The following is a 23,488-nucleotide window of genomic DNA, read 5'->3' on the forward strand; positions in this document are numbered from 1 at the left end:
GGAGGGTGGTCGGCTGTCGGCCGTCGGCTATCGGCGAATCCCGTTACCCCACCGTCAGCCGATAGCCGATCGCCGACAGCCGATAGCCCGCCATTCACGCCGGCGTGTTGAAGATCCGGTCGCCGGCGTCGCCGAGGCCGGGCACGATGAACTTGGAATTGTTGAGGACCGGGTCGATCCGGCACACGTAGATCGAGGCCTCGGGGTAGGCGGCCGCCACGTTGCCCACGCCCTCTTGCGCGGCGAGCACCGCCAGGATCTTGACCCTCCCCACTCCCCACTGATTGAGGGTCTCCATCGCGGCCATGATCGACCCGCCGGTGGCGAGCATCGGGTCGAGCACCAGAGCGGTGTCGACCGGCCGGCCCGGCGGGAGCTTGCTGTAGTACTCGACCGGCTCGGCGGTGGCCTCGTCGCGATAAAGGCCCAGGTGCCAGACCTCGGCCGTGGGGATCAGGTCGAGCACCGGGTCGACCATGCCGAGCCCGGCCCGCAAGATCGGCACGAGCCCGACCCGCTCGGCCAGCCGCGCGCCGTCGGTCTCTGTCAGCGGCGTGGCGACGCGGGTCGGCTCGGTCGCCAGGTCCTGGGTCGCCTCGTACGCGAGCAGGGTCGCCACGCGGCGGATGAGCTGGCGGAACTCGTCGGCCGGCGTGCGCTCGTCGCGGAGGCGGCTCAGGTGGCAATCGATCAGCGGGTGCTGGACTTCGACAACGCCGCTCACGTGCTGCTCTCTCCGCTGGAGTCCGAGGTTGCCTCGCCTGGCGTGGGGCAGTCTAACGAGGAGGGCGCCAGCATGGTAGCCGCTCACCCCGCCGTGCCCTCTGCGAGCCACACTCCCGACGACATGAGAAGCCTGCTCTTAGCGATGGGCTGCGTCGCCGCGGCCGCCGCCCACGCCAGCGACCCGCCGCCGCCGGCCGGCGGCGCGATCCGCCTAGCCACCTACAACGTGTCGCTGTACCGGGACCGCCCCGGACGGCTCGTGCAGGAGCTCGCGTCGGGACGCTCGCGGCAAGCGCGGCGGATCGCCGAGGTCGTCCAGCGGGTGCGGCCCGACGTGCTGCTGCTCAACGAAATCGACTACGACCCACGCGGCGAAGCGCCGCGCCTGCTCGCCGAGCGCTACCTGGCCGAGCCGCAGGCCGACGGGCTCCGGCCGCTCGATTACGGGCGCCGCTTTACCGCGCCGGTCAACACGGGCGTGCCGTCGGGCCTCGACCTGGACCGCGACGGCGCCGCCGACGGCCCGAACGACGCTTGGGGCTACGGCCGTTACCCGGGGCAGTACGGGATGGCGGTGCTCTCGCAGCTGCCGATCGATCGACAGGCTTCGCGAACTTTCCAGACGCTCCGCTGGAGCGACCTGCCCGACGCACGCCAGCCGGTCGACCCCGGCGGCCCGGGCCCCTATTACCCGGAGGCCACTTGGCGGCGGCTCCGCTTGCCGTCGAAGAGCTTCTGGGACGTGGTGGTCTGCACGCCGGGTGGGGCGCCGCTGCACTTGGTTTGCTCGCACCCGACGCCGCCGGTTTTCGACGGCCCCGAGGACCGCAACGGGCGCCGCAACGCGGACGAGGTCCGCCTTGTGCGCGAGTACGTGGAAGGGACCCTCGGCGGCTACTTCGTCGACGACCAAGGCCGCCGCGGCGCCCTGCCACCGGACGCGGCGTTCGTCGTGCTAGGCGACCTGAACGCCGACCCGGCCGACGGCGAGGGCCGCGAGCACGGCGCGATCGGCCGGCTGCTCGGCTCCGGGCGATTGGCCCACGTCGCGCCGCCGACGAGCCGCGGTGCGGTCCGAGCCAGCCAGAGGTTCGACGGGCTCAACAGCGGCCATGCCGGCAACCCGGCGGCCGACACCGCCGACTTCAGCGGCGATGGCCACGGCAACCTCAGGGTCGACTACGTGCTGCCGTCGGATCAGCTAACGGTGCTCGCCGCGGGCGTGTACTGGCCGGCGCCGGGCGAGGCCGGCGCCGACGCCGTCCGGGCGACCGACCACCGCCTGGTGTGGGTCGACATCGCGGCGCCGCACGGCAAAGAGTAACCCGGGCTAGGGTCGGTCATCGATTCCGGCCAACCGGCTCAGCGCCGTCGGCCCGCCATGCCCAACGCGGCGAGGGCGGCCAGGCCGAGCGCGGAGGGCTCGGGCACGGCGGTGACGAACGGCCGGTTGAACAGGTAGTCAGCGACCCGCAGGCCGAGCTGTTGGCCGACGGTGTCGTCGAAGTTCCAGTGGATGCCCAGGTAAACTCGGCTGCGGCCGTTCTCGGCCATCGCCTCGCTGAACGAGTCGTAGTCCCGCAGCACGCCGGGCATCTCTTCCGAGGCGAGCGTGAAGGCGATGTCGTCGGTCCCGTAGAACTCCTGCAGCACGCCGAACAGGGCCCCGCCGAAGGTCGCATGGCCAGACACGTACGTGGGGAACGGGGGGGTGAAGTTGTTGTTCCCGTCGCCGCCGGGGGCGCCCAGCGGCGTCCAGTCGGGGTCGGCCTCGGTCAGCGGGTTGCCGTCGAGGTCGGCCTCGCGGATGCCGGTGACCGGCCGCCAAAAGTCGTACTGGAACTTCGAGTTCCACGCGACGACGCCCGCGTCGGCCATCGCGACGGTCGCCTTGGCGAACAGCTCGGCGTTCTCCTTCGGCGTGTTGGCTTGCTGGGCGGCGATCGTCTGCAGCACGTCGCCGAAGAGCCGGTGGGGCGTGCCCATGCCGGCCCGGTCGTACGCCCAGAAGTTGCCGATCTCGGTTTGCTCGGCGGTGCGGGTCGTGCTGTCGGCCGCGCCGAGCTCTTTGACCTCGTTGAAAGCGTCGGCGTAGGCCTTGCTGGTGAGGGCCGGCATACGGCCGGGCATGAACTGTCGGTTGGACGCGAGCGCGAACGGCGTCACCTCGCCCCAGGCGGGGCCCCAGGCTTCTTGGCCGGGATTGATGGGGTCCGACTGCCAGTGGCCCGGCTCGTCGGTCGGCAGGTACTGCGACAGCGAGTCGTAGCCGTCGGAGGCCCGCTCGGCGAGGATCGAGTGCCCGATCATCGCGCCCATCGCGATCCCCTCGGTCTTGGCGGCGCTGTCGGGCACCGCGGACAGGCTGGCGGACAGGGCGCCATTCAGCGTGGCGTACTGGTCGTCGTAGATGCCGCTGAGCACGGTGTAGGCGGCCTGAGCGGCGGCCGCCTTGTAGTCGGCCGTCATGCCCGGCGATTGGTGGCCGCCGCCGTAGTTGAAGAACATCGTGTCGCCGGGCGTGGTCATCGCGAAGGCGTCGTAGATGGCCAGGTTCATCATCGCCAACGACCGCGACGCCATCCCCGGGTTCTGCAGCGACAGGTTATCGCGGAGCACGTCCGACGCGACGCGGTTCCAATCGAGGACCACGTCGGCCCGCACCAGCGAGACCGACGCCAACAGCAACAACACAGCGACCGGGTAGCGGACGACAGAGAGCTTCATCGAAAAGGCCTCAGCGGGGCGGATTCAGGGTGTGCATCGGGTCTCTTGAAGAGATCGCGCTGCCCCCCGCGCCGAGTTCGCCCGCGGGGCGATGGCGGAGGTTCCCACGCCGCCGCCCGGTCCCCCGATGGGCGGGGGTTCTGATAAGCGGTGGGCCGGCCGGCACGCGCGTCAGACGGCGCGAGCCGGGGGGCCGGGGAGGTGTTGGACAGCGGAATCGCTTCGTTAGCGTCTCACGTGGCAGTGCTCAACTAGCCGCTCAGCGTCGCAAACGTATCCAACCAGAAACGGGCCGAACTCGGCGTACCGAGCGGAGGCCTCGTCGAATCGCATCTGGTAAACGATGTCCTTTAGATAAGAAGGATTCGCTCCCCATAGCGTAACCCCCCACTCCCAATCGTCCAAACCAATCCCGACCGTAATCAGCTGGCTCACCTTCCCCGCGAAAGCCATCCCGCTGCGGGCGTGCTCGCCCATCAGGCGGCTGCGTTCCTGCTTACTAAGGGTGAACCAGTTTTCGTCTTTTACCCGCTTCTTGTTCATCGGGTAGAAGCACGTGGACGGGTAAGGAGGGATTTCCGGGGTCAGCCGCTGGCGGTTCATCCCCCCCAACCGGTCCGAGTAGGCCTTCACCTTCGCCACGAAGGCGGGCGAGCCCTCTTGCTCCCCTTCCTCGACCAGCCGGCGGCCGTAGTCCTCGGGGCTCGGCACGTACTCGCTGATCTCGGTCACCGACACGAACGAGTAGCCGGCCGTGAGGACCGCGCCGGCCGGGCCGGCCATCAGCGCCTGGTGCACCGAGTCGATCCGCAGCGGGTTCGGGTCGAGCATCATGACCCCGAAGTCCGCCTTGTGGCCGCTGGTGATCGACAGCTGCATCCGCGCCGGGGCGTGGGCCGCCGCGGGGTCGAGGACCTCGGCCAGCGAGCGGGCGATCGCTTCCCGCTGCGTGGGCGCGAGCGCGTTCAGCCGCGGGCGGTCCAGCGAGTAGTACAGGTGGCTGCAGTGCCAGCCGCCGTCGTACGGGGCGAGCGGGTCGGCCTGCGCGGCGCCGTCTGGGGAAGTCGCTATGCTCGCTTCGGTCATGGTATTTGCTCTGATGTCCTGTCGCTAACCCGCTAGTATACTAAACGAGCCTGCTTCTCAGGAGCCGCCCAGCAGGACAGCCTGTGACCCAGCACCCTTCGCTCCCCGCCGACTTATCGAATCCGGGCGACTACGCCTGGGAGATCGCTACCCGTTTTCCCACGCAGGGGCATTGGAGCGAGAGCGACTACTTCGCGCTTTTGGACCAAGCGGGCTCGAAAGGGTTTGAGCTGGTCGACGGTCGAATTGAGGTGCTTCCCTTGCCGACGCGTATTCATCAGCTCCTCGGGAAGTTCCTGTTTCTTGCCCTGAACGCTTTTGTCGAGTCGGCGGGGCTTGGCGAGGTGCACTACTCGGGTCTGCGTTTCCGCGTCCGCAACGGTCGGATCCGCGAGCCGGATGTCATCTTCCTCTCCGCGTCGCGGATGCACCTCGCGAGGAACAAGGCCTTCGACGGCGCGGACCTTTGTATCGAAGTGGTGAGCGGGTCCGCCGAAGATCGCCAGCGCGACTACGTCGACAAGGCGACGGACTATTCCAGCCGCGGGGTCGCGGAGTACTGGATCGTCGATCCCGACGAGCGGCACGTGATCGTGAACCGGCTCGAGGGCCAACGGTACGTGGAGCACGGCCGCTTCCGCGAAGGGGACTCGGCTGCGTCGGTCTTGCTCGACGGGTTTTCCGTCGACGTGGGCGAGCTATTCGCCGTGATCGAGGGGGTCGAGGGCTGACTCAGGCCGTGCTCGCGACGAAGTCGTCGACAAGCCGGCCGAGCACCTCGCGGGTCACGGTGGCGTCGATCCCCTCGCGCATCGCGCCGCGCGGCTTGCGGTACCGCCGCAGCGACAGGCTGCCGCCGGCCCTCACGAGCAGCTCGTAGTACGCGCTCTGCTCGTTGTCTTGCTGCGGCGTGGTGCTCCGCATCTGCACGACGGCCAGCTCGTGGTCGATCTCGACCGGCGTGAGCGGCTCGAGCAGGTAGGTCAGCCGCCGGGTGAGCGCGTCGGCCACCGAGCGAACGCGGTCGACCTTCGCGCCGGCCAGCCGGTCGGTCGCCAAGCGCAGCTCGGTGAACGCCACGGCCATCGCGTCCGCGCGCGACAAGCCGAGCGACACGCGGTCGCCGCCGTCGACGACCACGGCCGTGTCGCCGGGCGCCGCCGCGGCGAGGCGCTGGATCAGGTTGTCGGCGAGCGGGGTCATTCGTTGCTGATCAGGTCCTCGATGGGGGCCGCGTCGGCGGGGTCGCCGTGCTGGATCTCGCACTTCTTGCCGTCGTACGACACGACCGCGCGGCTCTCTTCGAGCACCGTGGCCAGGCGCACCGGCCGCTTCCACAGGCGGTGCAGCGCGCGGAGCGTGTCCTGCGCCTCGCGGAGGTCGAGCTCGGCGCCGGCGAAGCGGTGCTCGAGGTAGAGCTCCGCGCGGTTCTTGTAGTTGCCGTCGACCACCTCGATGATCGGCCGCCCCGCGTTGGTGAGGCTCGCCAGGAGCTGCTGCTTCACCTTCGGGAACGCGCGGCTCTCGATCTCGTACTGCTCGGCCGACTCGTTCCAGCCGAACTTGAACAGCCGCTGCTCGCGCACGAAGTCGAGCGTGAGGAACGTGTCGATGAAGGTCAGGTCGTTGTGGACCTTGCGGACCTCGAAGATCTTCTCCCGGCCCGCCCCCTCCTTGGTGTCCCACTCGCGGCGCTCGCGGGCGTCGTCGCAGTCGTCGTAGGCCCTGCCGTGGGCGCCGCGGTTCCAGCGGTCCTCGATGTCGCGGAACAGCTCGATGCCGAGCTTGTACGGGTTCAGCCGGTCCGGCGCGCTGGCCATCGTGCCGGAGTGGTGGTCGCAGTAGCAGATGAAGTCGCTGGGGGTGAGGCCGTGGCGGGTCATGATCGTGGAGTGCCAGTAGCTGGCCCACCCCTCGTTCATGATCTTCGTCTGGCCCTGGGGGGCGAAGTAGTAGGCCTCTTCGCGGAGGATCGCGAGCACGTCGTGCTGCCACGCGGCCAGCGGCGCCTGCTCGAGCAGGAACAGCAGCACGTCGCGTTCGGGGCGCTCGGGGTTCTTGGGGGCGGCCTCCTCTTCGTCGGGGCGCTCCTCGGCCGCGCCGCGGGGGTTGATGAACGCGTCCATGTAGCCCTTCGCGGCGAAGCGTTGGGCCGGGTTCTTGCGTTTCTTCGGCGCGTCGGCGTCGAAGTCGTAGCGGCTGCAGTCCTCGCGGCGGCGGATGTGGGGCGAGTGGATGTCGATCAGGTCGTCCAGCGACAGGCACGCGTCGATAAACTCCTCGACCGGCTCCACGCCGAACTCGTCCATGTACCGCCGGATCCGCGAGCCGTGGTTGGCGGTCTCGTCCATCATCTTGCGGCTGGTCTTCGCGAACCAGGCGTTCTGCTTGAAGAAGTCGCAGTGGCCATACACGTGGGCCATCACCAGCCGCTGGTCGACCGCCATGTTGCTGCGCATCAGGTACGCGTAGCAGGGGTCGTTGTTGATGACCAGCTCGTAGATCTTCCCCAGCCCGTAGTGGTACTGCTTGCTGAGCTTGTCGTACTCCATCCCGAAGCGCCAGTGCGGGTAGCGCGTCGGGAAGCCCCCCTTCGCGGCGATCTCGTTGAGCCGGTCCGCGTCGACCAGCTCGAAGATCGTCGGGAAGAAGTCGAGCCCGTACGAGCGCGCAATCCCCTCGATCTCCGCCTGGATAGCGGCGAGGTCGGGCGGCAGCGGGGCGAGTTCGTTGAGGGGCACTACTTAACCACGACGGAACGAAGGAACGAAGGATTCACCGCGGAGACGCGGAGCACGCGGAGATCATGTCGAAAAACTCGGGTCGTCGCGGCCCACCGCGAAATGCCGAGCGAGATTCCTGGTGGAGAAGGCCTTTACGAGACATCGAGGATGGTCCGACAAAACGCGTAAATGAACATGATGCCTGCGAAGTTTAGGATTATCCCATAGCGAACATAAGCGAGATCGAAAGACGTCGGTTTGAGTGGGCGTCGGCTGAGCATTAGCAGAAGAGCGATGCACTGAACGAGCAGTGCGCCGAGGAAACCTTGGAACACTGCTCCTCCGTCGAGCGTCAGCGCCGCGACGATCCCGAAGAGAACCTGACCGACAAGGCCGGTTCGCAGTGCCTTAGCGTATTCGGGATGTACGTCCACAGACGATTCACGCACTTCCGCACTGGCTGTGACGTCCCGATACTTCCCCATGTGCTCTGCTCTTACTTCCCCTTCCACGACCGACTCCTGTGCATTCTCGTCGCCCCTCTGATTAGTTTCTTCTCCGCGTCCTCCGCGCCTCCGCGGTGACGCTCACCTCCCCGCCCCCAGGAACGTCTTGATCGCAGGGTAAATGGCGTCGCGGTCTTCGATCTCGCAGCAGACGAGGTTGTCGTGCTTGTCTCCGAAGCGCGACTCGATCTGCCCCAGCAGCTCGCCCGAGCCGTACGGGCTCTCGACCTGGCCGTACGCGAATTGGTTCACGTGCGGCAGGATCCGCTCTCCCAGCAGCGTGAACGCGCGGTCGTTGTCCTCGCCCCAGTTGTCGCCGTCGGAGAACTGGAACACGTACAGGTTCCACTCGGCGGGCGGCAGCTGCTGCTCGATCAGCTCCGCGCACACGCGGTAGCCGCTCGACACGCGTGTGCCGCCCGACTCGCGGGTGTGGTAGAACGCGTGCTCGTCGACCTCCTTGGCGACCGCGTCGTGGATGATGTAGCGGCGTTCCAGGCCGGTGTACTGGCTCTTCAGGTAGGCGTCGATCCAGAAGGCCGCGTTCCGCACGACCGACTTCTGCTCGTCGGTCATGCTGCCGGACACGTCCATCACGTAGATCACCGCCGCGTTGACCATCGGCTCGTCGACCGACGTCCACGAGCGGTACCGCTTGTCGCCCTTGACGGGGATGATGTTCGGCCGCGTCGGGTTGTAGCCGCCGGTCGAGATCTCGCGCTGCAGCGCCTTGAGGTAGGTCCGCTTGTTGTGGCGCAGCGACTCGGGGCCGGTCGAGCGGACCGAGTTGTACTTGGCCTTGGCCGCCTGGATCGCGGCCTTGCCGCGGGGTTCGATGTTGGGCAGCTCGAGCTCTTCGGCGAGCAGCGCGGCGAGCTCCTCGAGCGGCACGTCGACCTCGGTGTAGTGCTCGGCGCCCGCTTCGCCGCCGGCGCCCTGGCCCCCCTGCCCTTGGCCCTGGCCGATCGACTCGCCCTCCTCGCCCTCGCCCTGGCCGACGCCGCCGGAGTTGTCGCCGAAGCGGAACCGCGGCACGTCGAGCGACGGCACGGGGATCGACACCACGTCCTTCCCCTTGCGGCCGAGCATCTCGCCGTGCGAGACGTACCGCTTCAGGTTCTCGCGCACCTTGCCGCGCACGATCTGCCGGAAGCGCCGCACGTCGCGTTCGATCGGAAGACTCATTTGTGCCCACGAATCAAGCGAATCGGATCGGATCTCTTCAGCCGCTCGTCAGCCCATTTCGTCATTCGCGTCGATTCGCGTGATTCGCGGGCCCCTCTGCGCTACGAATCCTTCTTCACGTCGCCGCGGGCGAAGATGCTCGCCACGTACTGCAGCACGTCGGTCGCGGACTCTTCGTCGTAGCCGTAGTTCTTGATCAGGCGGCCCTTGACCACGTCGATCTTCTGCTGGGTCTCCGCGTCGACCACGTTCGACACCAGGCTGGTGAGCTTGATCGAGTCCTTCTGGTCCTCGAACAGCTTGAGCTCGAGCGCCTTGTGCAGCCGCTCGTTCGACTTGTAGTCGAACCGCTTGCCGTCGATCATCAGCGCGCCGATGTAGTTCATGATCTCCCGGCGGAAGTCGTCCTTGCGGCTGTCGGGGATGTCGATCTTCTCCTCGACGGATCGCATCAGCCGCTCGTCGGGCTCCTCGTACTGGCCGGTGAACGCGTTCTTGACCTTCTCGCGCTGCGTGTAGGCCTTGACGTTGTCGATGTAGTTGCCGCACAGCCGCATCAGGGCCTCCTCGTCGGCGGCGATCGCGCGTTGGACCTCGTTCTTCACGATGTTCTCGTACTCTTCTTTGACGACCTGGAGCAACTCGCGGTACTCCTGCTTCTGCTCCTCGTCGTTGAGGAGCGAGTGGTGCTTCAGGCCGGCTTCCAGCTCGTTGAGCACCATGAACGGGTTGACCGAGCGGGACTCCGGGTGGGCCACCAGCGCGTTGGACAGCTTGTCCTGCACGTACCGCGGCGAGATGCCGATCATCCCCTCGGTCGTCGCCTGCTCGCGGAGCTCGTTGATGTTCTCCTCGGTGAAGCCGGGGAGGGTCTTGCCGTTGTAGAGCTTGAGCTTTTGCAGGCGGGTGAGGCCGGCGTTCTTGGGCTCTTCCAGGCGGGTGAGCACCGCCCACATGGCGGCCATCTCGACGGTGTGCGGGGCGATGTGCTTGCCGCGGACGGTCTCGTTGTTGTAGTCCTTGTCGTAGATCTTGATCTCGTTGGACAGCGTGGTCACGTACGGGATGTCGATCTTCACGGTGCGGTCGCGCAGGGCCTCCATGAACTCGTTCGACTGCAGGCGGCGGTACTCCGGCTCGTTGGTGTGGCCGAGGATGACCTCGTCGATGTCGGTCTGGGCGAACTTCTTCGGCTTGATGCGGTGCTCTTGGCTCGCGCCCAGCAGGTCGTAGAGGAACGCCACGTCGAGCTTGAGGACCTCGACGAACTCGATGATCCCTCGGTTCGCGACGTTGAACTCGCCGTCGAAGTTGAACGCGCGCGGGTCGCTGTCCGAGCCGTACTCGGCGATCTTGCGGTAGTTGATGTCGCCGGTCAGCTCGGTGGCGTCTTGGTTCTTCTCGTCCTTGGGCTGGAACGTGCCGATGCCCACGCGGTCCTTCTCGCTGAGGATAACGCGCTTGACGCGCACGTCCTGAGCGACGCGGGTCCAGTCGCCGTCGTACTTCTTCAGGCGGCTCTGGTAGTTGAAGCGGCAGTAGGGGCAGAGCGTCCCCTCGATCCGCACGCGGAACGCCTCCTCGTCGTGGGCGTCGGCCGGCGCGCCCGCGTTGAGCTCGGCCTCCACGTCGGGCCGGAAGCGCGTGGGGATCAGGTGCAGCGGCTCCTCGTTCATCGGGCACCACTGGGTCGCTTCGGCGTTGGTCGGGTCGTCCTCGTCGGTCCAACCGATCGCGTACAGCGCGCCGTCGTCCTCGGCGCTGTAGCGCTCGAGGCCCTTCTTCAACAGCCGCGCGATGGTGCTCTTGCTGCTGCCCACCGGCCCGTGCAGCAGCAGCACGCGCCGCTCGATGCCGTAGCCCTTGGCCGCGCTCTTCAACGCGTTGACCAGTTGGTTCAGCGCCGAGCGGAGGCCGAACACGGCGTCCTTACCGCCGCCGTGCGGGTCGTCGAAGAAGCGGTAGTGGTTGACCGACTCGCGGCCCACCGATTGCTTCTCGACGCCGTACGACAGGATCATGTCGTACAGGCGCTGGTAGGCGGTGCGCGTGACCTTCGGGTTCTCTCGCACGATGTCGAGGTACTGCTCGAACGTGCCGACCCAGTTCTTGCGTCGGAACTGATCGCGGTCCTGGCGGCCGGCGACGAGCCGGATGATTTCGCTTCCGTTGGCCATGGCGGGGCTTCTGCTCCAGGTTTGCTTTGGACTCACGACGCGAGTCTCGCCGGTTCTCGACTCGGTGAACCCCCACGCGCGCTTCAACACGGCGCCGCGCTGCACGGGTCGAACCTGCGACCCAAAGAAGAAGAACGGCCACTCGAGGGACCGTCCGGTCCCCTCGCAGCTGCGAGGGGCTCACCGAGCGGGATTGGCAAAGAGCGGCGGGCGGCGAGGGCGGGATCCGGCACGCGGCGTGGGGCGACGCGAGCCTGCCTGGCTCGCGAAGACGACGCGTCCCGTCTGCCCTCTAGTATCTCTTCAGTCTTCCCAACCCTTCAAGAGAAATGTAGGCAGGCAAGACCGCCTCGAAGAAAGCCTAGGCCAGCCACGGCCGCGCCGGGAGAGCGAATCGCACAGGCTCCACGCGGCTGCGCGGCGGCAAAAAAGCCTAGTAACCCGCGCCTTCGCGACAATCCGAACGAGCCGGACGCCTCGGTTCGGGCGGGGGAGGCGCCGCTTGTTTTTGGCGGGCCGCTATCAGCCGCCCGACGACGAGTTCGCGCCCGACCCCCGGCGCCGGCGGCCGCCGCGCGGGCGCCCACCGCGGCCCGAACCGCCCCGCCCCGAGCCCCCGCGCCCGCCCGAGCCCGAAGCGCGGCGCTCGGCCCCGGCGGCGATGTTGGCGTCGACCACGACACCGATCGCTTCGCGCCAGGAGGTGATGTTTTTGTGCGACGCGGCCCGCTGGGCGATTTCTTCCTCGTCCTCGGGTTCGCCGTCGTCGTCCGACGGGTCGGCCGAGCGGTCGGACTCGCGCCCGGAGCGTTCGGACGACTCGTCTGCCGCGTCGGACTCGGCGCCTTCGGGAGAGCCGCGGCGACCGCGTCGGCGTCGGCGGCGGCGTCGGGGGCGGTCGCCGCCTTCGTCGGCGCCGTCGTCGGAGTCGTCGTCGTAGTCGTCGTCGGCGGACCGGGATTTGGGCGCCTCGGCGGAGTCGGACTCGTCGCGGTCGTCTGTGTCGGCGTCGCGCTCGTCGCGCTCGTCGCGGTCGGTTTCGTCGCGGTCTGTTTCGTCACGGGCTGTTTCGTCACGGGCGGGGGCGTCGTCGTCGCGGCGGCGGCGGCGGCGGCCGCCTCGTCGACGTCGGCGCTTGGGCCGGTCGCGGGCTTCCTCTTCGGAGTCGGTCCCCGAGTCGCCCTGCTCGGCAGACGACTCGCCCACCAGGGCTTCCGGAGCGGCAAACAAATCGCGCGGCAGCTCGGCCGCCGATGCGCTGCGGCGCCGGTCGCTTGGCCGGTCGCCGCGCGACGACCCGCCAGAGCGGCCCTGTTCACCCGTGCCGGACCTTCCCGAGGGTTCTTCCCGCTCTTCCGACTCGGCCTGCTCTGCGGACTCGGGGCGGCCGGAGGGCTCGGGGCGAGCGCGGCGGCCGGCGAACGGGAACCATCCCGTGAAACCGCGCGTCTTCCCGGCCGGCTCGTCGGCCGCCGGCGTGGGAGCCGGCGCGCCCATCGATTCGGCGGCCATCGCTTCGGCCGATTCGCCGACGATCTCGGCGATCGCCTCGTCGGCGGGGCGGGCTTCTTCGAGTTCCCCTTCGAGGGCAGGATCGTCGCCCGTGGTCTCTTCGGTCGGCGGCGGCGGCAGGTCGCTCGGCTCGACTCTTTCGGGCCGTTTGGACCCTCGGCCCTTCTCCGGCCGGCCCTTGGCGGGCTTTCGCTCAGCGGGCGACGGCCCTCGTTCGGCCTCGGCGGCCGCCTCGCGCGGCGGCGCCACGCCGAGCGTCACCGCGAGCGAGTCCCAGGCGCTCGGCTTCGCGGCCGGGTACTCGTCGGGCAACTGCAGGTCGTCCGACTGCGATACGGCTGCTGGGGGCTCGGCTTCGGCGGGCTCGGCTGTGCCTTCGGGAAGCCGGGTGCCTTCGGGAAGCCGGGGGTCTTCGGGAGGCTGGGGAGGCTCCGTTTCTTCCGTCGAGACTTTGTCGCTCGGTTGGGCTCCCAGATTGCGGAGCAAATCGTCCCAGTTGTCTTGGGCCATCGATCGGTGGTGGATAGTCGCGGAAGCAGCGGTTGCTCCAGGCGGCTCGGAAAAGGGGGGGGCGACCGACACCGGGTCAGTCGCCACGCCGTTTCGCGAGCTTCGGCCTATCGCGGACCGCTGCGTCCGTGTGATGCGGCACTCGGCCTCAACGGGCCGCCCCGCGCCCCACTCCCGTGGGGGCAGCGCCCGGAGGCCTCTTGCCTGTGGCTTGTAGGGCCGCCGCCGGAGGCGGGGCTTAGCCCCCGATCCTACCGCCAACGGCCCGCCACCGAAAGCCGACCAGCCACGGCGACCGAACGAATCGCCGCGTCGGCGTCGGCGTCGGCCCCTACCCCCTGTAAGCGGCCAAAAAGCGGCCGAAGGTGGAAACGGGAAAGGCGGAAAGAGGAGAGCGAAAACCGCCGCTCCGCCTTCCGCCTTCCTTTGTCTCGCTCGACCCGCCGATCACTCGACCCGGTCGTCGATGATCATCGAGCCGTTGTCCGCGACTTCGAACATCGGCCGGAACGGGGCGTGGTAGGACTTTCGTGCGCGGCAGCCGTAGTGCCAGACGAGGGTCGTTCCGAGGTTCCAGGCCTCGTCGGCCGCGCCGCTGCCGCCGTTGGAGTCCTCGGGGATCAGGTAGGTGAACCCGGTGCGGAGCGACCAACGCTCGTCGAGCGGGATCGAGAAGTCGGCCCCGACGATGCCCTTCTCGTCGTCGTCGAAGCCGCCGTACAAGCGGCACTCGCCGCCCCGCGCGCCGTGCTTGCGGTAGAAGGCCAAGTACTGGTCCACCGAGTGGAAGGTCTGGCCCTGGCCGAGGACCTCGGAGTTCATGTGCCGGGCGAAGTGGAAGCCGATCTCGTGGCCGCGCGGGTTGGTCACGCTGACGAGGCCGCGGATCTGGCCGAAGTCGACCGACTGCTGCCGCTCGTCTTGCAGCAGGTCGTAGACCACGCCGTACTGCAGGCCGACCGGCTTGCGGTGGAACAGGCCCGCGGTCAGGAACTGCTGCGTGTGCGACGACGAGTCGCCGGTCGTGGCGTCGCCGTTGAGCTGGCTCTGTGTCGCGCGGTAGCCGACCTGGTACCCCACGCCCGGCAGCCCCAGCCAAGACATCGCGCCGCCCACGTTGATCCCTTGGTGGAAGCCGAAGTTGCCGCGGTCGCGCCCTAGGTCCAACGCGTTCTTGTACGCCTGCACGCCGCCGTAGAGGGTCAGCTCGCGGATCGGCGGCACGTAGATCATCAGCGGCACCGACTTCACGCAGCCGCCGCAAGCGATGTCGCCGCAGCCGCAGCCGACCTCGGCGCCGCACCCGCCGACGCAGCCCACGTCGCCGCAGCCGCAGGGGTCGCCGTAGGCGATGCCGCACGACGGGTCGGCGAAGCCGCAACCGGGGTCGACGACCCCACAGCCCGGCTCGACGATCGGGTAACCCGGCTCCTCAATGATCGGGCCGCAGTCGCAGCCCCCCACGCAGCCGCACACGCCGCAAGCCGGCTGCACCGCGGAATCAACCCTCGCCGACGGGGCCGTTCGAGCGGCGGCCTGCGAAGCAAACGGCTTCGGCGGCGCCGGCGCGGCCGCTTGCCGGGCTGCCGGCGCGGCGGGCGCCGGCTGGCTGGCGCCTTGGGCGTAGACCTTGGGGGCCTTGGGCCGCAGCGCGGGCCCGGCCGTTGGCTCGGAGTGCGACACCTGGCGGACGCCGGCCGACTGCCATTGCAGTTGCGCGGCGGCGGGCTCGGCGATCAGCGAGCCGCAGAGTGCCGTTAGGGCGATCAAGGCGAGCATCGGACGACGCATCGCGGTGTCCTCGCGGGGGGAGCGTTTTTGAGTCGAACGAATCGACGCCGACGCACTTGACCACCCCCTCCGCGCAAGGCGGATCGGAGCGGCGGCGCCAGGCCCCCCTGGTCGCGGCTACCTACGGGTATCGACCCGGCGCGACCGCTACTTGCGAAAAACTCCCCCCAACCCGCAGACTCGGCGCCGGCAATGCCGGCGCCGGCCCCGTGCACGCTGGCCGGGCAGCAAGCCGGTATACTCGTCGCCCTCCCCCGCCCGTGTCACTCTCCCAGCCCGTTGCTGCTGTCATGCCCGAGCCGTTTTCGATCCGCTCCAACGTCGTCGACCTGCAGGCGCGCCGCGTCTACCCGGCCGAAGTCCGTGTCGCCGGCGGCCGGATCGAATCGATCGAGCCGCTAGCAGACGACACGCCGCCGCAGGGCTACTTGATCCCCGGCCTGGTCGACGCCCACGTGCACGTGGAGAGCTCGATGCTCGTGCCGACCGAGTTCGCCCGCGCGGCGGTCGTGCACGGCACGGTCGCCGCCGTGAGCGACCCGCACGAGATCGGCAACGTGCTCGGCGCGGCCGGCGTGCGGTACATGCTCGACCAGGGGGAGCAGACCCCCTTCAAGTTCGCGTTCGGCGCCCCCAGCTGCGTGCCGGCCACGCCGTTCGAGACGGCCGGCGCGGCGATCACGGTAGAAGAAGTCGAGGCCCTGCTCGACGACCCGCGGATCGGCTACCTCAGCGAGATGATGAACTTCCCCGGGGTGCTCAACGGCGACCCGGAGTGCCTCGCCAAGATGGCGGCCGCCAAGAAGCGAAACAAGCCGATCGACGGCCACGCGCCGGGCCTGCGCGGCGAGCAAGCGGCCAGGTACGTGGCCGCCGGGCCGTCGACCGACCACGAGTGCTTCACGATCGAAGAGGCCCGCGACAAACTGGCCGCCGGCTGCAAGATCGCTATCCGCGAGGGCTCCGCCGCGCGAAACTTCGACGCGCTGGCCCCCCTCATCAGCGAGGCGCCCGGCCGCGTGCTGCTCTGCTCGGACGACAAGCACCCGGACGAGCTGGCCCTGGGCCACATCAACACGCTCGTGCGCCGCGCGGTGGCCGGCGGCGCCGACCTGTTCGACGCGCTAACCGCCGCGTGCCGAACGCCGGTGGAGCAGTACTCCCTGCCGGTCGGCCTGTTACGCGTCGGCGACCCGGCCGACATGGTCGAGGTCGACTCGCTCACCGAGTTCAATGCGCGCCGCACGTGGATCGACGGCGCCCTAGTCGCCGAGAACGGCAAGTCGCTGCTGCCGCGGATCGAGCCGGAGGTCGCCAACCGGTTCGTCCGCCGCGACGTCACCCACCAAGAGTTGATGCTGCCGATGACCGGCCAGCTTGGCCTGAAGGTGATCGAAGCGATCGACGGGCAGCTCATCACCAACTCGATCGACGCGACGGTCAAGGAACACGCCGGTCACATCGTGTCGGACGTGGAGAAAGACATCCTGAAGCTGGTCGTCGTCAACCGCTACGCGACCGCGCCGCCGGCGATCGCGTTCATCAAGAACTTCGGCCTCACGAAGGGGGCGATCGCTTCGAGCGTGGCCCACGACTCGCACAACGTGATCGCGGTGGGCGTCGACGAGGTGGACCTCTCTACGGCGATCAACCTGGTGATGGACAACACGGGCGGCCTCTCCGCCGCGTGCCACACCGACTCGGTCGCCGAAGCCCTCCCCCTGCCGGTCGCCGGCCTGATGGCCACGGGCACCTGCTGGGAAGTCGCCGAGGCCTACAGCCGCCTGGACCAGCTCGCCAAAGCCTGGGGCAGCCCCCTGCGTGCGCCGTACATGACCCTGTCGTTCATGGCCCTGCTGGTGATCCCGTCGCTGAAGCTGAGCGACAAGGGGCTGTTTGATGGGGAGCGGTTCGAGTTTGTGGATTTGTTGAGTTAGCCGCGGAGCACGCGGGGCACGCGACCTGCCCGTCTGCGTCGATGCAATACAGCCTAGACACCACTTAAGAAACGGCCGATGGATTGCCCCGAACAGCTTGGAAAGGCTGTAAGAACTTGGCACCGAACAACAGTGTTGACTTCGGTGACGATCCTTGCGGCTTTGCTTCTCCCGGCAGCTCCGGACACAGAGGCAAACATGCTGGCTGAAGAATCACTGCGCAAACTCAGATCCCTAGTCAGGAAGTCGCTGCACGAGCGATCGGAGGCGCGACCGCGTTTTGAAACCCTAGGCGCCATAGCGTTCGAACCTGGCCTTAGTAATCCACAGACAGACCCTAGAGAAGAATGCAATATCCCTGAGATATTAAATGAGTCATCCGGAGGAAAAAAGCTTTCGAGCGCAGGTGCGCGGGTAGATTCTATCTCAGACAGATTCCGGGAAGCTAGAATTCCCTACGCTGAACCATTCATTCGCCATCAGCAATCACTCTTAGAGCTCCGACGTCGGCTCGGAATAAGGATTGTCATCTCACCAGCAGAGATCGATTTAATACGCTTGTTCGAGGTAGACTACAATTACTCACCTCCGGACCAGATGGCATTCCTAGCCATACCGGCAACGCAGTATCCAACTACAACCGCCGACGCAGAAGGCTTTTCCGACGTCATACAATTGCGTAAGTGGCACAGACAATCACTTGATTGTGCCCTGCAATTCTACCTACGCGGTGAGATCGGTGGCACCAGCAGCGATTTCGATGTAGCGAATCCGCAGACTCCTAAGATCGACCTGCTGGCCTTTCCTCCCTACCCACCTAGGTCTCCACGCGCGAGCGGCAGGATCTCCGTAAGACGTGAGCCAGAAGTAGATGCCGCGTTTGCACAATTGCGACCTTTCTGGGAGGAAATCTCGCACCTGTCGCTCGACTCCGCCCAATTGTATCTTGCTGCAAAAAAAACAAAGAGTGAGTATAGTCTCCCAATCGCAGGGGTTTCTGTTCAACGATCGGTCGTGTGGATGGTTGGAGCCCCGTTCTTGGTCCTTGCTTGTTTTATCAACTCGCTATACGCCCAACGCTGGAGCGAGCGCGTATCGAATCAGTCAATCGCACCTTGGTATGTCATCTTTGACGATGGTGTTGCCAAGCTCATAGAGCTGGTGTCGGTTTCTCTACCGACCACCGCTCTTCTCGCTTCGGCGTATTATTCACAGTCGTCACTTCATCGAGCGCTCCTTGTCATCTTATCCGCAGGTGTCTCGTGGGCGAGTTGGCGGATTCATTGCGACCTTCGCAACGTACGCAGAATCTACCGCGAAACCGTGGCGTGAATCCACTTGATTAACCGGCGCGTCACACTCCCCCGCGAAGCGGATGAGCATGCGAATCACGTCGCGGGATCGCCCGACTTCGCGGGGTTACGCAAACGCCGGCCGCAGCACTCCGAGCACCGGCGGAGTCCGCTGATCTTCCCCGTCGGCTTCTTCGGCTTCGCCGTCCTCGAGCGCCTCGAGCGCCTCGAGCGTGAGGCTCTCGATTCCGCCGCCGGACTCTATCGCCAACAGCAACGCAACCGCATCGAACCGTGACGCGACAACCGGCGAGCTGAGCTCCTCGGCTTCCGTCTCTTCCTCCGCTTCGACCTCAACGAACGCCGCCAGCGCGAAGTCGACCGCTGTCGCTTGGACGGCCGCCGGCGCTGTGGCGCCGTAGTTGGCCGTCCACATTGTATAGTCCGGCGCGGCCACCCGGCCGGAGCCATCGCCGTCGGGGCCGCGGAAGGGGGATTCGCTCTGGCCCAGCCGGTCACGCCAGACGGTGTAGTCGGCCGCGTTGACGAGGCCGTCGCCGTTGTAGTCGCCGGGGGCGGCCACCGCCGGGCCGCTGTTCGCGAAGCGGATGCCAGTCGGGACCGAGCCGGGCACGCCGGCGGCGCCGGTCGCGTCGATGATCGCCTCGTAGAGGCCGCTCGGGTCGACGGCGCCCTCCTCGTCGTACCGGTCGAAGACCCAGGGGCCGGCCGTGCCGGCAAGCAGCCGCTCGAGCGAGAAGTACCGGCTCACCGGGCCGGTCGGGTCGCTCAGCATGTTGCGGAACAGGTCGACCACCTGACTGTGCTCGCTGCCGGTGACGGTGAACGCCTCGTCGGCGGTGGCGGTCGACACGTCGCTCCCCGAGGTGATCCCAAAGGTCCCGCCGTCGCGGCTGTAGAAGGCCCACGAGTAGCCGCTGTTCGCGCCGCCGAAGTCGACGCTCTCCGTCGAGTAGAGCTTGCCGATCGGCGGCGGCGCGTCCTCGGCCGGGTCGATCGCCACGACGCGGTTCACCCCGCCCGGGAACGCGCCGGCCACCTCGCCGGTGATGACCCCGCCCCAGCTGTGGCCGATCACGTTGAGGGCGCCCGTGGAGAAGCCCATGTTGTCTAGCGCGGCGGCGGCCCACTTGCCTACGGTCTCGAGCCAGCCCTCGCCGCTGAAGTCGAACGTTTCGGTGACCTCGTTCAGGAAGCTCTCGGCGCCCTCGCGCCAATCGAGCGTGAGGACTTGATGCTCGCCGGTGGCAGAGTCGACCGCCTCGGCGAGCTGCAGCATGCGGTTCTGGTTGGTCTCGTCGTTGGTGTTACCCGCGGCGAAAGAGCCGTTGCGGCCGTGGATGATGAGCCACGTGGTCGCGAGCGGATCGATCGCGGCGGAACTGTCGAAACGCCGGAGGGTCGCGTCGATCGTCCCCTCGATTGGGATGTTCCCGCCCCAGTCGTAAGCGAGCGTGCCGGTGTACGAGTTCCCCACGCCCGAGCCGACGTAGGTGCGCAGGTACGGCGAGTCGTACTGCGGGTCGAAGAGGCCCGCGTCGTACGTCAGGTAGAACCGGTTGTTGGGCGTGTCGAGGTCGTCGCCTTGCCACGGGGCGGTCCAAGCGACCGAGCCGATGGCGTCGCCGTCGAGGGTGATCGTCAGGTTCGCGACCGTGTCGTCGCCGAGGATGTCGAGCCCTTCGGAGTCGTCTTCGACCACCGCGACGACGACCGTCTCGCCCGGTTCGTCGATCCCGTCGGCAACGGCCCACACGGTCTCGCCCGCGCGGACGCTGGTGACCTGCGGATCGTCCGGGCTGGGGCCGGAGCGCCAGGAGAGCCGCTGGTAGACGGTGAAGGGCTCGGTGCGGCTGTTGTTCGACTCGTCGCTCTCGGAGACCTCGTTGTTGCCGTCTGCCTTGACGCGGAGCTCGTGCACGCCGGCCGAGGGGGAGTCGATCGAGATCGAGCGGACCTCGAGCGTCTCGTTCGGGCCGAGCCCGTCGTAGTCGTCCCCCTCGCCGTACTTGACGTCGTTTAGGAAGAACGTCGCTTCTTGGTTGGCGAACAGGCCGGCGTCGGCCTCGGCGTCGCCCTGGTTCTTGACCCGCGCGCGGATGATGAAGTCCTCACCCTCGTAGACCCGGAACGGGTTGGTCCACAGGTTCTCGACGATCAGGTCGGGCTCGGGCGGGCCGACGACGGTGAAGTTCTCGGTGCGGCCGTTGTTGTTCTCGTTGCTCTCGTTGACCTCGTCGTTGCCGTCGGCCACCGCGCGGATCGTGTGCGTGCCGGCGCTGGGGGCGGTGATGTAGATCGAGCGGGTGCTGAGCGTCTCGCCGGGTCCCAAATTATCGTAGTCGTCGCCCTCGCCGTACTTGCGGCCGTTCATGAAGAACGTGACCTCTTGGTTGGCGAAGAGGCCCGCGTTGGCGTTCGACGTGCCTTGGTTCTTGATCAACGCGCCGATGTAGAACGACTCGCCTTCGACCGGCTGGTTGGGGACCGTCCAGATGTTTTGGACAACGAGGTCCGCGGCCAGCAGCCAGCGGCGTTCGAGCGTTTCAAGCCGCAGGCGCCGCGGCGTGGGGCGGCCAGTGGGGCGATCGGTGCGGCGGGTCGACGGGCGGCGGCGGCGACGCATCGGGCTGGACCCTAGGGTAGCGGCTTGGAGCGTGATCCCCGAAACCTAAACCACCGAGCCGCATCGACCCACCGCAATCCGCGATCTCTCTGCGGATCAACGCAGGTCGCCGGCCACCGCGTCACGGCTTCGGCGCCCGTTGCTGCGCTTCGAACCGCCGCGCCTGGACCCGCAGCTCCTCGCTCGACCAGCCGTTCTTCTCCGCCAGCGCGAGCAGCCGCCGCTGGCCGGCGTCGTCTAGCCGGGCCACCATCGCGTGCGCGCTCCAGCTCAGGCTCGGCCGGCGGTTGCGGATCGGCACCCGCCGAGCGACCGACGCGTAGCGGTTCAGCTGGTCGCCCGACACGGCGCCCTCGCACATCGCGTAGAAGGCCTCGCCGAAGGCGCCCTCGCCGGCGTTGAGCAGGTCGCCGATCCACCACGGGCCGGCCTTCTGCAGCCACAGCGCGAACTGCAGCGGGCCTTTCCACTCGGCCAGGTTCGGCTTGCCCTCGATCCGCACGCCGACGCTGGTGAACCGGAACGGGCCCACCGACAACTGCGGCGGCGGCTGGTTTGGCGGCGGCTGGTTCGGCCGGGGCTGGCCTTGCTTCGGCGGTGGTTGGGCTTCGCTCATGGGCTCTAAAGAAAACCGCCAAGGCGCCCGCAGCGCCAAGGCCGCCAGCGGGGCGGATGGGATTGTGCTGCCCGGCACGAACGGGAAGATGATAGCTATGTACGAGCCTATCAGCCCCGTCGGCGGCTTTCCTGCGACCCGTCTGCGGCGGCTGCGCCGGCACGAGTGGACCCGCCGCCTGGTGGCCGAAGCGCGGCTCGCGCCGGCCGACCTGATCTGGCCGGTCTTCGTGTGCGAGGGGGAGAACCGCCGCGAGCCGGTCGAGTCGATGCCCGGGGTCGCGCGGCTGAGCGTCGACCTGCTCGAGCCGGCCATCGCCGAGGCGGTCGAGCTCGGCGTGCCCGCGGTCGCGCTCTTCCCGGCCACGCCGGCCGACAAGAAGACCCCCGGCGCCGAGGAGGCCTGGAACCCCGAGAACCTCGTCTGCCGCGCGATCCGCGAGGTGAAGCAGCGGCTGGGCGACTCGGTCGGCGTGATCGCCGACGTGGCCCTCGACCCGTACTCCTCGCACGGGCAAGACGGCCTGGTCGTCGACGGCTACGTGGCCAACGACGCCACGCTCGACGCGCTGTGCCGCCAGGCCGAGGTCCAAGCCGAGGCCGGCTGCGACATCATCGCCCCCAGCGACATGATGGACGGCCGCGTGGGCCGCATCCGCTCCGCGCTCGACCGCGAAGGCTACGACCACGTGGCGATCCTCGCCTACGCGGCGAAGTACGCCTCCGCGTACTACGGCCCCTTCCGCGACGCGGTCGGCTCGGCCGGCGCGCTGGCCGACGGCGACAAGCGGACCTACCAGATGAACCCCGCCAGCGGCGACGAGGCCCTCCGCGAAGTGGCCCTCGACCTGGCCGAGGGCGCCGACATGGTCATGATCAAGCCGGGCCAGCCGTACCTCGACATCGTGGCCCGGGTCAAGCAAGCGTTCGGCGCGCCGACGTTCGCTTACCAGGTCTCCGGCGAGTACGCCCAAATCGCCGCGGCCGCACAGAACGGCTGGCTCGACTACGACGCCGTCATGCTCGAGAGCCTGATGGCCTTCAAGCGGGCCGGCGCCGACGGGGTGCTCACCTACTTCGCGGTCGAAGCGGCCCGCCGATTGCGCAGCGAATGACAGCGGCCGTGCGGCGCCCGCTTGCGTTACGTTACGCGACACCCCCGAAATCGCGCGTAACGCTTCAACGACGCGAAACCGCGGCTAAGTCCCGGCGTGGCAAGCCCTTAGCGAAGCGTTACAGGGGCGACGCCCGGCGGCTGCGCTGTCACGTTTCTCGCCCGTGTTGTGGTGCGAGAAAACCAGCGATTATCGCCTAATCAATCGGCGCCAAAGCGGTAATTCGCCGCGCGTCCGCGTCGCAGCCGCGACCGCGCCGGAGCGACCTGGTAGACTGCACGCCCGAGGGGCAAGACCAACCACGACCGCCGCGTGGCGACGCTCACAGCGACCAGCCGGCGGTCGGCAGAGGAGGCGCTGATGTTTGGCACAGGCAGGCGGATTCTCTCGCTCGCGGCCGCGTTTCTCGCCGGCTGCCCTGCGGCGGCCCACGCCGCGCGGTACACATTCGAGAAGCTCGTATCGACCTCAGACTCGACAGTCAGCTTCGGGGAGGCGGTTCTGAACGACCACGGTGAGGCGGCCTTCTATCAATACTTGGAAGACGGCACTCTCGACCTTGTCCGCCACGCTGACGGCAAAAACTCACTTATCGCTCGGCCCGGATCTGCGGTTGTCGAAAGGCTAGATGGATCTGGTGTCACTCTGCGAAGCCTACTAGGGCGAGGAGGGATTGCGATCAACAATCGCGGGACTGTGGCCTTCTACGACGTGAACGCCGATGTAGATATTGGTATTTACACTTGGAAAAACGGCGCCCTTGCTACCGCAGTCCGAGACTATGGAGGCTGGTTCTCGCGTACTTGTTTACCGCCCGTCATCCCACGAGCGTTAGCGGGGTGACGGTGCGTCGGGCGTTGGCGAGCCAGCCGACCGGGTCGATCGCTTGTTGGGCGAGGGTGACCAGCACGGTGGCGAGGGTCGCCTGGGCGGCGGCGC

At 67.8% G+C, this 23,488-nt stretch carries 18 protein-coding genes; 6 read left to right on the forward strand and 12 right to left on the reverse strand.

Features of this window, described 5'->3' with window-relative positions; translation table 11 throughout:
- Positions 1–94 precede the first annotated feature (94 nt).
- Complete coding sequence (gene upp, locus RIC11_RS13835; RefSeq protein WP_350212244.1) at positions 95–724, reverse strand: uracil phosphoribosyltransferase; 630 nt, start codon at positions 722–724, stop codon at positions 95–97.
- 123 nt (positions 725–847) lie between these two features.
- On the opposite strand from upp, the gene RIC11_RS13840 reads away from it, so the two are divergent.
- Positions 848–2,050: an endonuclease/exonuclease/phosphatase family protein gene (locus tag RIC11_RS13840; protein ID WP_350212246.1), complete on the forward strand. Its 1,203-nt coding sequence runs from the start codon at positions 848–850 to the stop codon at positions 2,048–2,050.
- Positions 2,051–2,088: 38 nt separating this feature from the next.
- Here RIC11_RS13840 and RIC11_RS13845 read toward each other — a convergent pair whose 3' ends face one another.
- Together RIC11_RS13845 and hemQ are read right to left on the reverse strand one after the other, a co-directional pair.
- Entirely contained in the window at positions 2,089–3,453 is a 1,365-nt protein-coding gene (locus RIC11_RS13845; RefSeq protein ID WP_350212248.1) for a vanadium-dependent haloperoxidase, read from the reverse strand.
- Positions 3,454–3,678: 225 nt separating this feature from the next.
- Positions 3,679–4,539, reverse strand: coding sequence for a hydrogen peroxide-dependent heme synthase (gene hemQ / locus RIC11_RS13850; RefSeq protein WP_350212250.1), 861 nt, complete (start codon positions 4,537–4,539; stop codon positions 3,679–3,681).
- A gap of 83 nt (positions 4,540–4,622) precedes the next feature.
- On the opposite strand from hemQ, the gene RIC11_RS13855 reads away from it, so the two are divergent.
- Entirely contained in the window at positions 4,623–5,270 is a 648-nt protein-coding gene (locus RIC11_RS13855) for a Uma2 family endonuclease (RefSeq protein WP_350212252.1), read from the forward strand.
- A 1-nt stretch (position 5,271) separates the two neighbouring features.
- Here RIC11_RS13855 and RIC11_RS13860 read toward each other — a convergent pair whose 3' ends face one another.
- The 7 genes from RIC11_RS13860 to RIC11_RS13890 form a co-directional block, all read right to left on the reverse strand.
- Positions 5,272–5,742: a hypothetical protein gene (locus RIC11_RS13860; RefSeq protein WP_350212254.1), complete on the reverse strand. Its 471-nt coding sequence runs from the start codon at positions 5,740–5,742 to the stop codon at positions 5,272–5,274.
- The gene (locus tag RIC11_RS13865; RefSeq protein ID WP_350212256.1) at positions 5,739–7,280 is read right to left on the reverse strand and encodes a SpoVR family protein; all 1,542 of its coding nucleotides are present in this window, start codon (positions 7,278–7,280) and stop codon (positions 5,739–5,741) included. Before RIC11_RS13865 ends, RIC11_RS13860 begins: the two co-directional genes overlap by 4 nt.
- A 134-nt stretch (positions 7,281–7,414) precedes the next feature.
- The gene (locus RIC11_RS13870) at positions 7,415–7,774 is read right to left on the reverse strand and encodes a hypothetical protein (RefSeq protein WP_350212258.1); all 360 of its coding nucleotides are present in this window, start codon (positions 7,772–7,774) and stop codon (positions 7,415–7,417) included.
- Positions 7,775–7,849: 75 nt separating this feature from the next.
- Positions 7,850–8,953 (reverse strand): DUF444 family protein, encoded by a 1,104-nt coding sequence (locus RIC11_RS13875; RefSeq protein WP_350212260.1) that lies wholly within the window; start codon positions 8,951–8,953, stop codon positions 7,850–7,852.
- Positions 8,954–9,054: 101 nt separating this feature from the next.
- A complete protein-coding gene (locus RIC11_RS13880; RefSeq protein WP_350212261.1) occupies positions 9,055–11,130 on the reverse strand; it encodes a PrkA family serine protein kinase in 2,076 nt (691 codons plus the stop codon).
- Between the two features lie 522 nt (positions 11,131–11,652).
- Positions 11,653–13,152 carry a hypothetical protein gene (locus tag RIC11_RS13885; RefSeq protein WP_350212262.1) on the reverse strand — a complete coding sequence of 500 codons (1,500 nt, stop codon included), beginning with the start codon at positions 13,150–13,152 and terminating at the stop codon, positions 11,653–11,655.
- A gap of 447 nt (positions 13,153–13,599) precedes the next feature.
- The gene (locus RIC11_RS13890) at positions 13,600–14,943 is read right to left on the reverse strand and encodes a DUF6666 family protein (protein ID WP_350212263.1); all 1,344 of its coding nucleotides are present in this window, start codon (positions 14,941–14,943) and stop codon (positions 13,600–13,602) included.
- A gap of 290 nt (positions 14,944–15,233) precedes the next feature.
- On the opposite strand from RIC11_RS13890, the gene ade reads away from it, so the two are divergent.
- A complete protein-coding gene (gene ade, locus RIC11_RS13895; protein ID WP_350212265.1) occupies positions 15,234–16,880 on the forward strand; it encodes an adenine deaminase in 1,647 nt (548 codons plus the stop codon).
- 558 nt (positions 16,881–17,438) lie between these two features.
- A complete protein-coding gene (locus RIC11_RS13900) occupies positions 17,439–18,212 on the forward strand; it encodes a hypothetical protein (protein ID WP_350212267.1) in 774 nt (257 codons plus the stop codon).
- 87 nt (positions 18,213–18,299) lie between these two features.
- Here the strand turns inward: RIC11_RS13900 and RIC11_RS13905 are convergent, their stop codons facing one another.
- Both RIC11_RS13905 and RIC11_RS13910 read right to left on the reverse strand, forming a co-directional pair.
- The gene (locus RIC11_RS13905; RefSeq protein ID WP_350212269.1) at positions 18,300–20,819 is read right to left on the reverse strand and encodes a CARDB domain-containing protein; all 2,520 of its coding nucleotides are present in this window, start codon (positions 20,817–20,819) and stop codon (positions 18,300–18,302) included.
- A gap of 121 nt (positions 20,820–20,940) precedes the next feature.
- Positions 20,941–21,435, reverse strand: a complete 495-nt coding sequence (locus tag RIC11_RS13910; RefSeq protein WP_350212271.1) for a hypothetical protein — start codon at positions 21,433–21,435, stop codon at positions 20,941–20,943.
- Between the two features lie 97 nt (positions 21,436–21,532).
- Between RIC11_RS13910 and hemB the strand changes: the two genes are divergently transcribed.
- Positions 21,533–22,549, forward strand: coding sequence for a porphobilinogen synthase (gene hemB, locus RIC11_RS13915; RefSeq protein ID WP_350212273.1), 1,017 nt, complete (start codon positions 21,533–21,535; stop codon positions 22,547–22,549).
- Between the two features lie 360 nt (positions 22,550–22,909).
- Positions 22,910–23,392 (forward strand): DUF7453 family protein, encoded by a 483-nt coding sequence (locus RIC11_RS20725; protein WP_502879394.1) that lies wholly within the window; start codon positions 22,910–22,912, stop codon positions 23,390–23,392.
- Positions 23,393–23,488 lie beyond the last annotated feature (96 nt).

The organism is Botrimarina sp., assembly GCF_040219535.1.
GTDB lineage: Bacteria > Planctomycetota > Planctomycetia > Pirellulales > Lacipirellulaceae > Botrimarina.

Excerpts from the sequence above, each read along its gene's own strand:
- RIC11_RS13840 (WP_350212246.1), top strand. The coding sequence starts at position 848 with ATGAGAAGCCTGCTCTTAGCGATGGGCTGCGTCGCCGCGGCCGCCGCC.
- RIC11_RS13845 (WP_350212248.1), bottom strand. The coding sequence starts at position 3,453 with ATGAAGCTCTCTGTCGTCCGCTACCCGGTCGCTGTGTTGTTGCTGTTG.
- hemQ (WP_350212250.1), bottom strand. The coding sequence starts at position 4,539 with ATGACCGAAGCGAGCATAGCGACTTCCCCAGACGGCGCCGCGCAGGCC.
- RIC11_RS13860 (WP_350212254.1), bottom strand. The coding sequence starts at position 5,742 with ATGACCCCGCTCGCCGACAACCTGATCCAGCGCCTCGCCGCGGCGGCG.
- RIC11_RS13875 (WP_350212260.1), bottom strand. The coding sequence starts at position 8,953 with ATGAGTCTTCCGATCGAACGCGACGTGCGGCGCTTCCGGCAGATCGTG.
- RIC11_RS13880 (WP_350212261.1), bottom strand. The coding sequence starts at position 11,130 with ATGGCCAACGGAAGCGAAATCATCCGGCTCGTCGCCGGCCGCCAGGAC.
- RIC11_RS13885 (WP_350212262.1), bottom strand. The coding sequence starts at position 13,152 with ATGGCCCAAGACAACTGGGACGATTTGCTCCGCAATCTGGGAGCCCAA.
- RIC11_RS13890 (WP_350212263.1), bottom strand. The coding sequence starts at position 14,943 with ATGCGTCGTCCGATGCTCGCCTTGATCGCCCTAACGGCACTCTGCGGC.
- ade (WP_350212265.1), top strand. The coding sequence starts at position 15,234 with ATGCCCGAGCCGTTTTCGATCCGCTCCAACGTCGTCGACCTGCAGGCG.
- RIC11_RS13905 (WP_350212269.1), bottom strand. The coding sequence starts at position 20,819 with ATGCGTCGCCGCCGCCGCCCGTCGACCCGCCGCACCGATCGCCCCACT.
- RIC11_RS13910 (WP_350212271.1), bottom strand. The coding sequence starts at position 21,435 with ATGAGCGAAGCCCAACCACCGCCGAAGCAAGGCCAGCCCCGGCCGAAC.
- hemB (WP_350212273.1), top strand. The coding sequence starts at position 21,533 with ATGTACGAGCCTATCAGCCCCGTCGGCGGCTTTCCTGCGACCCGTCTG.
- RIC11_RS20725 (WP_502879394.1), top strand. The coding sequence starts at position 22,910 with ATGTTTGGCACAGGCAGGCGGATTCTCTCGCTCGCGGCCGCGTTTCTC.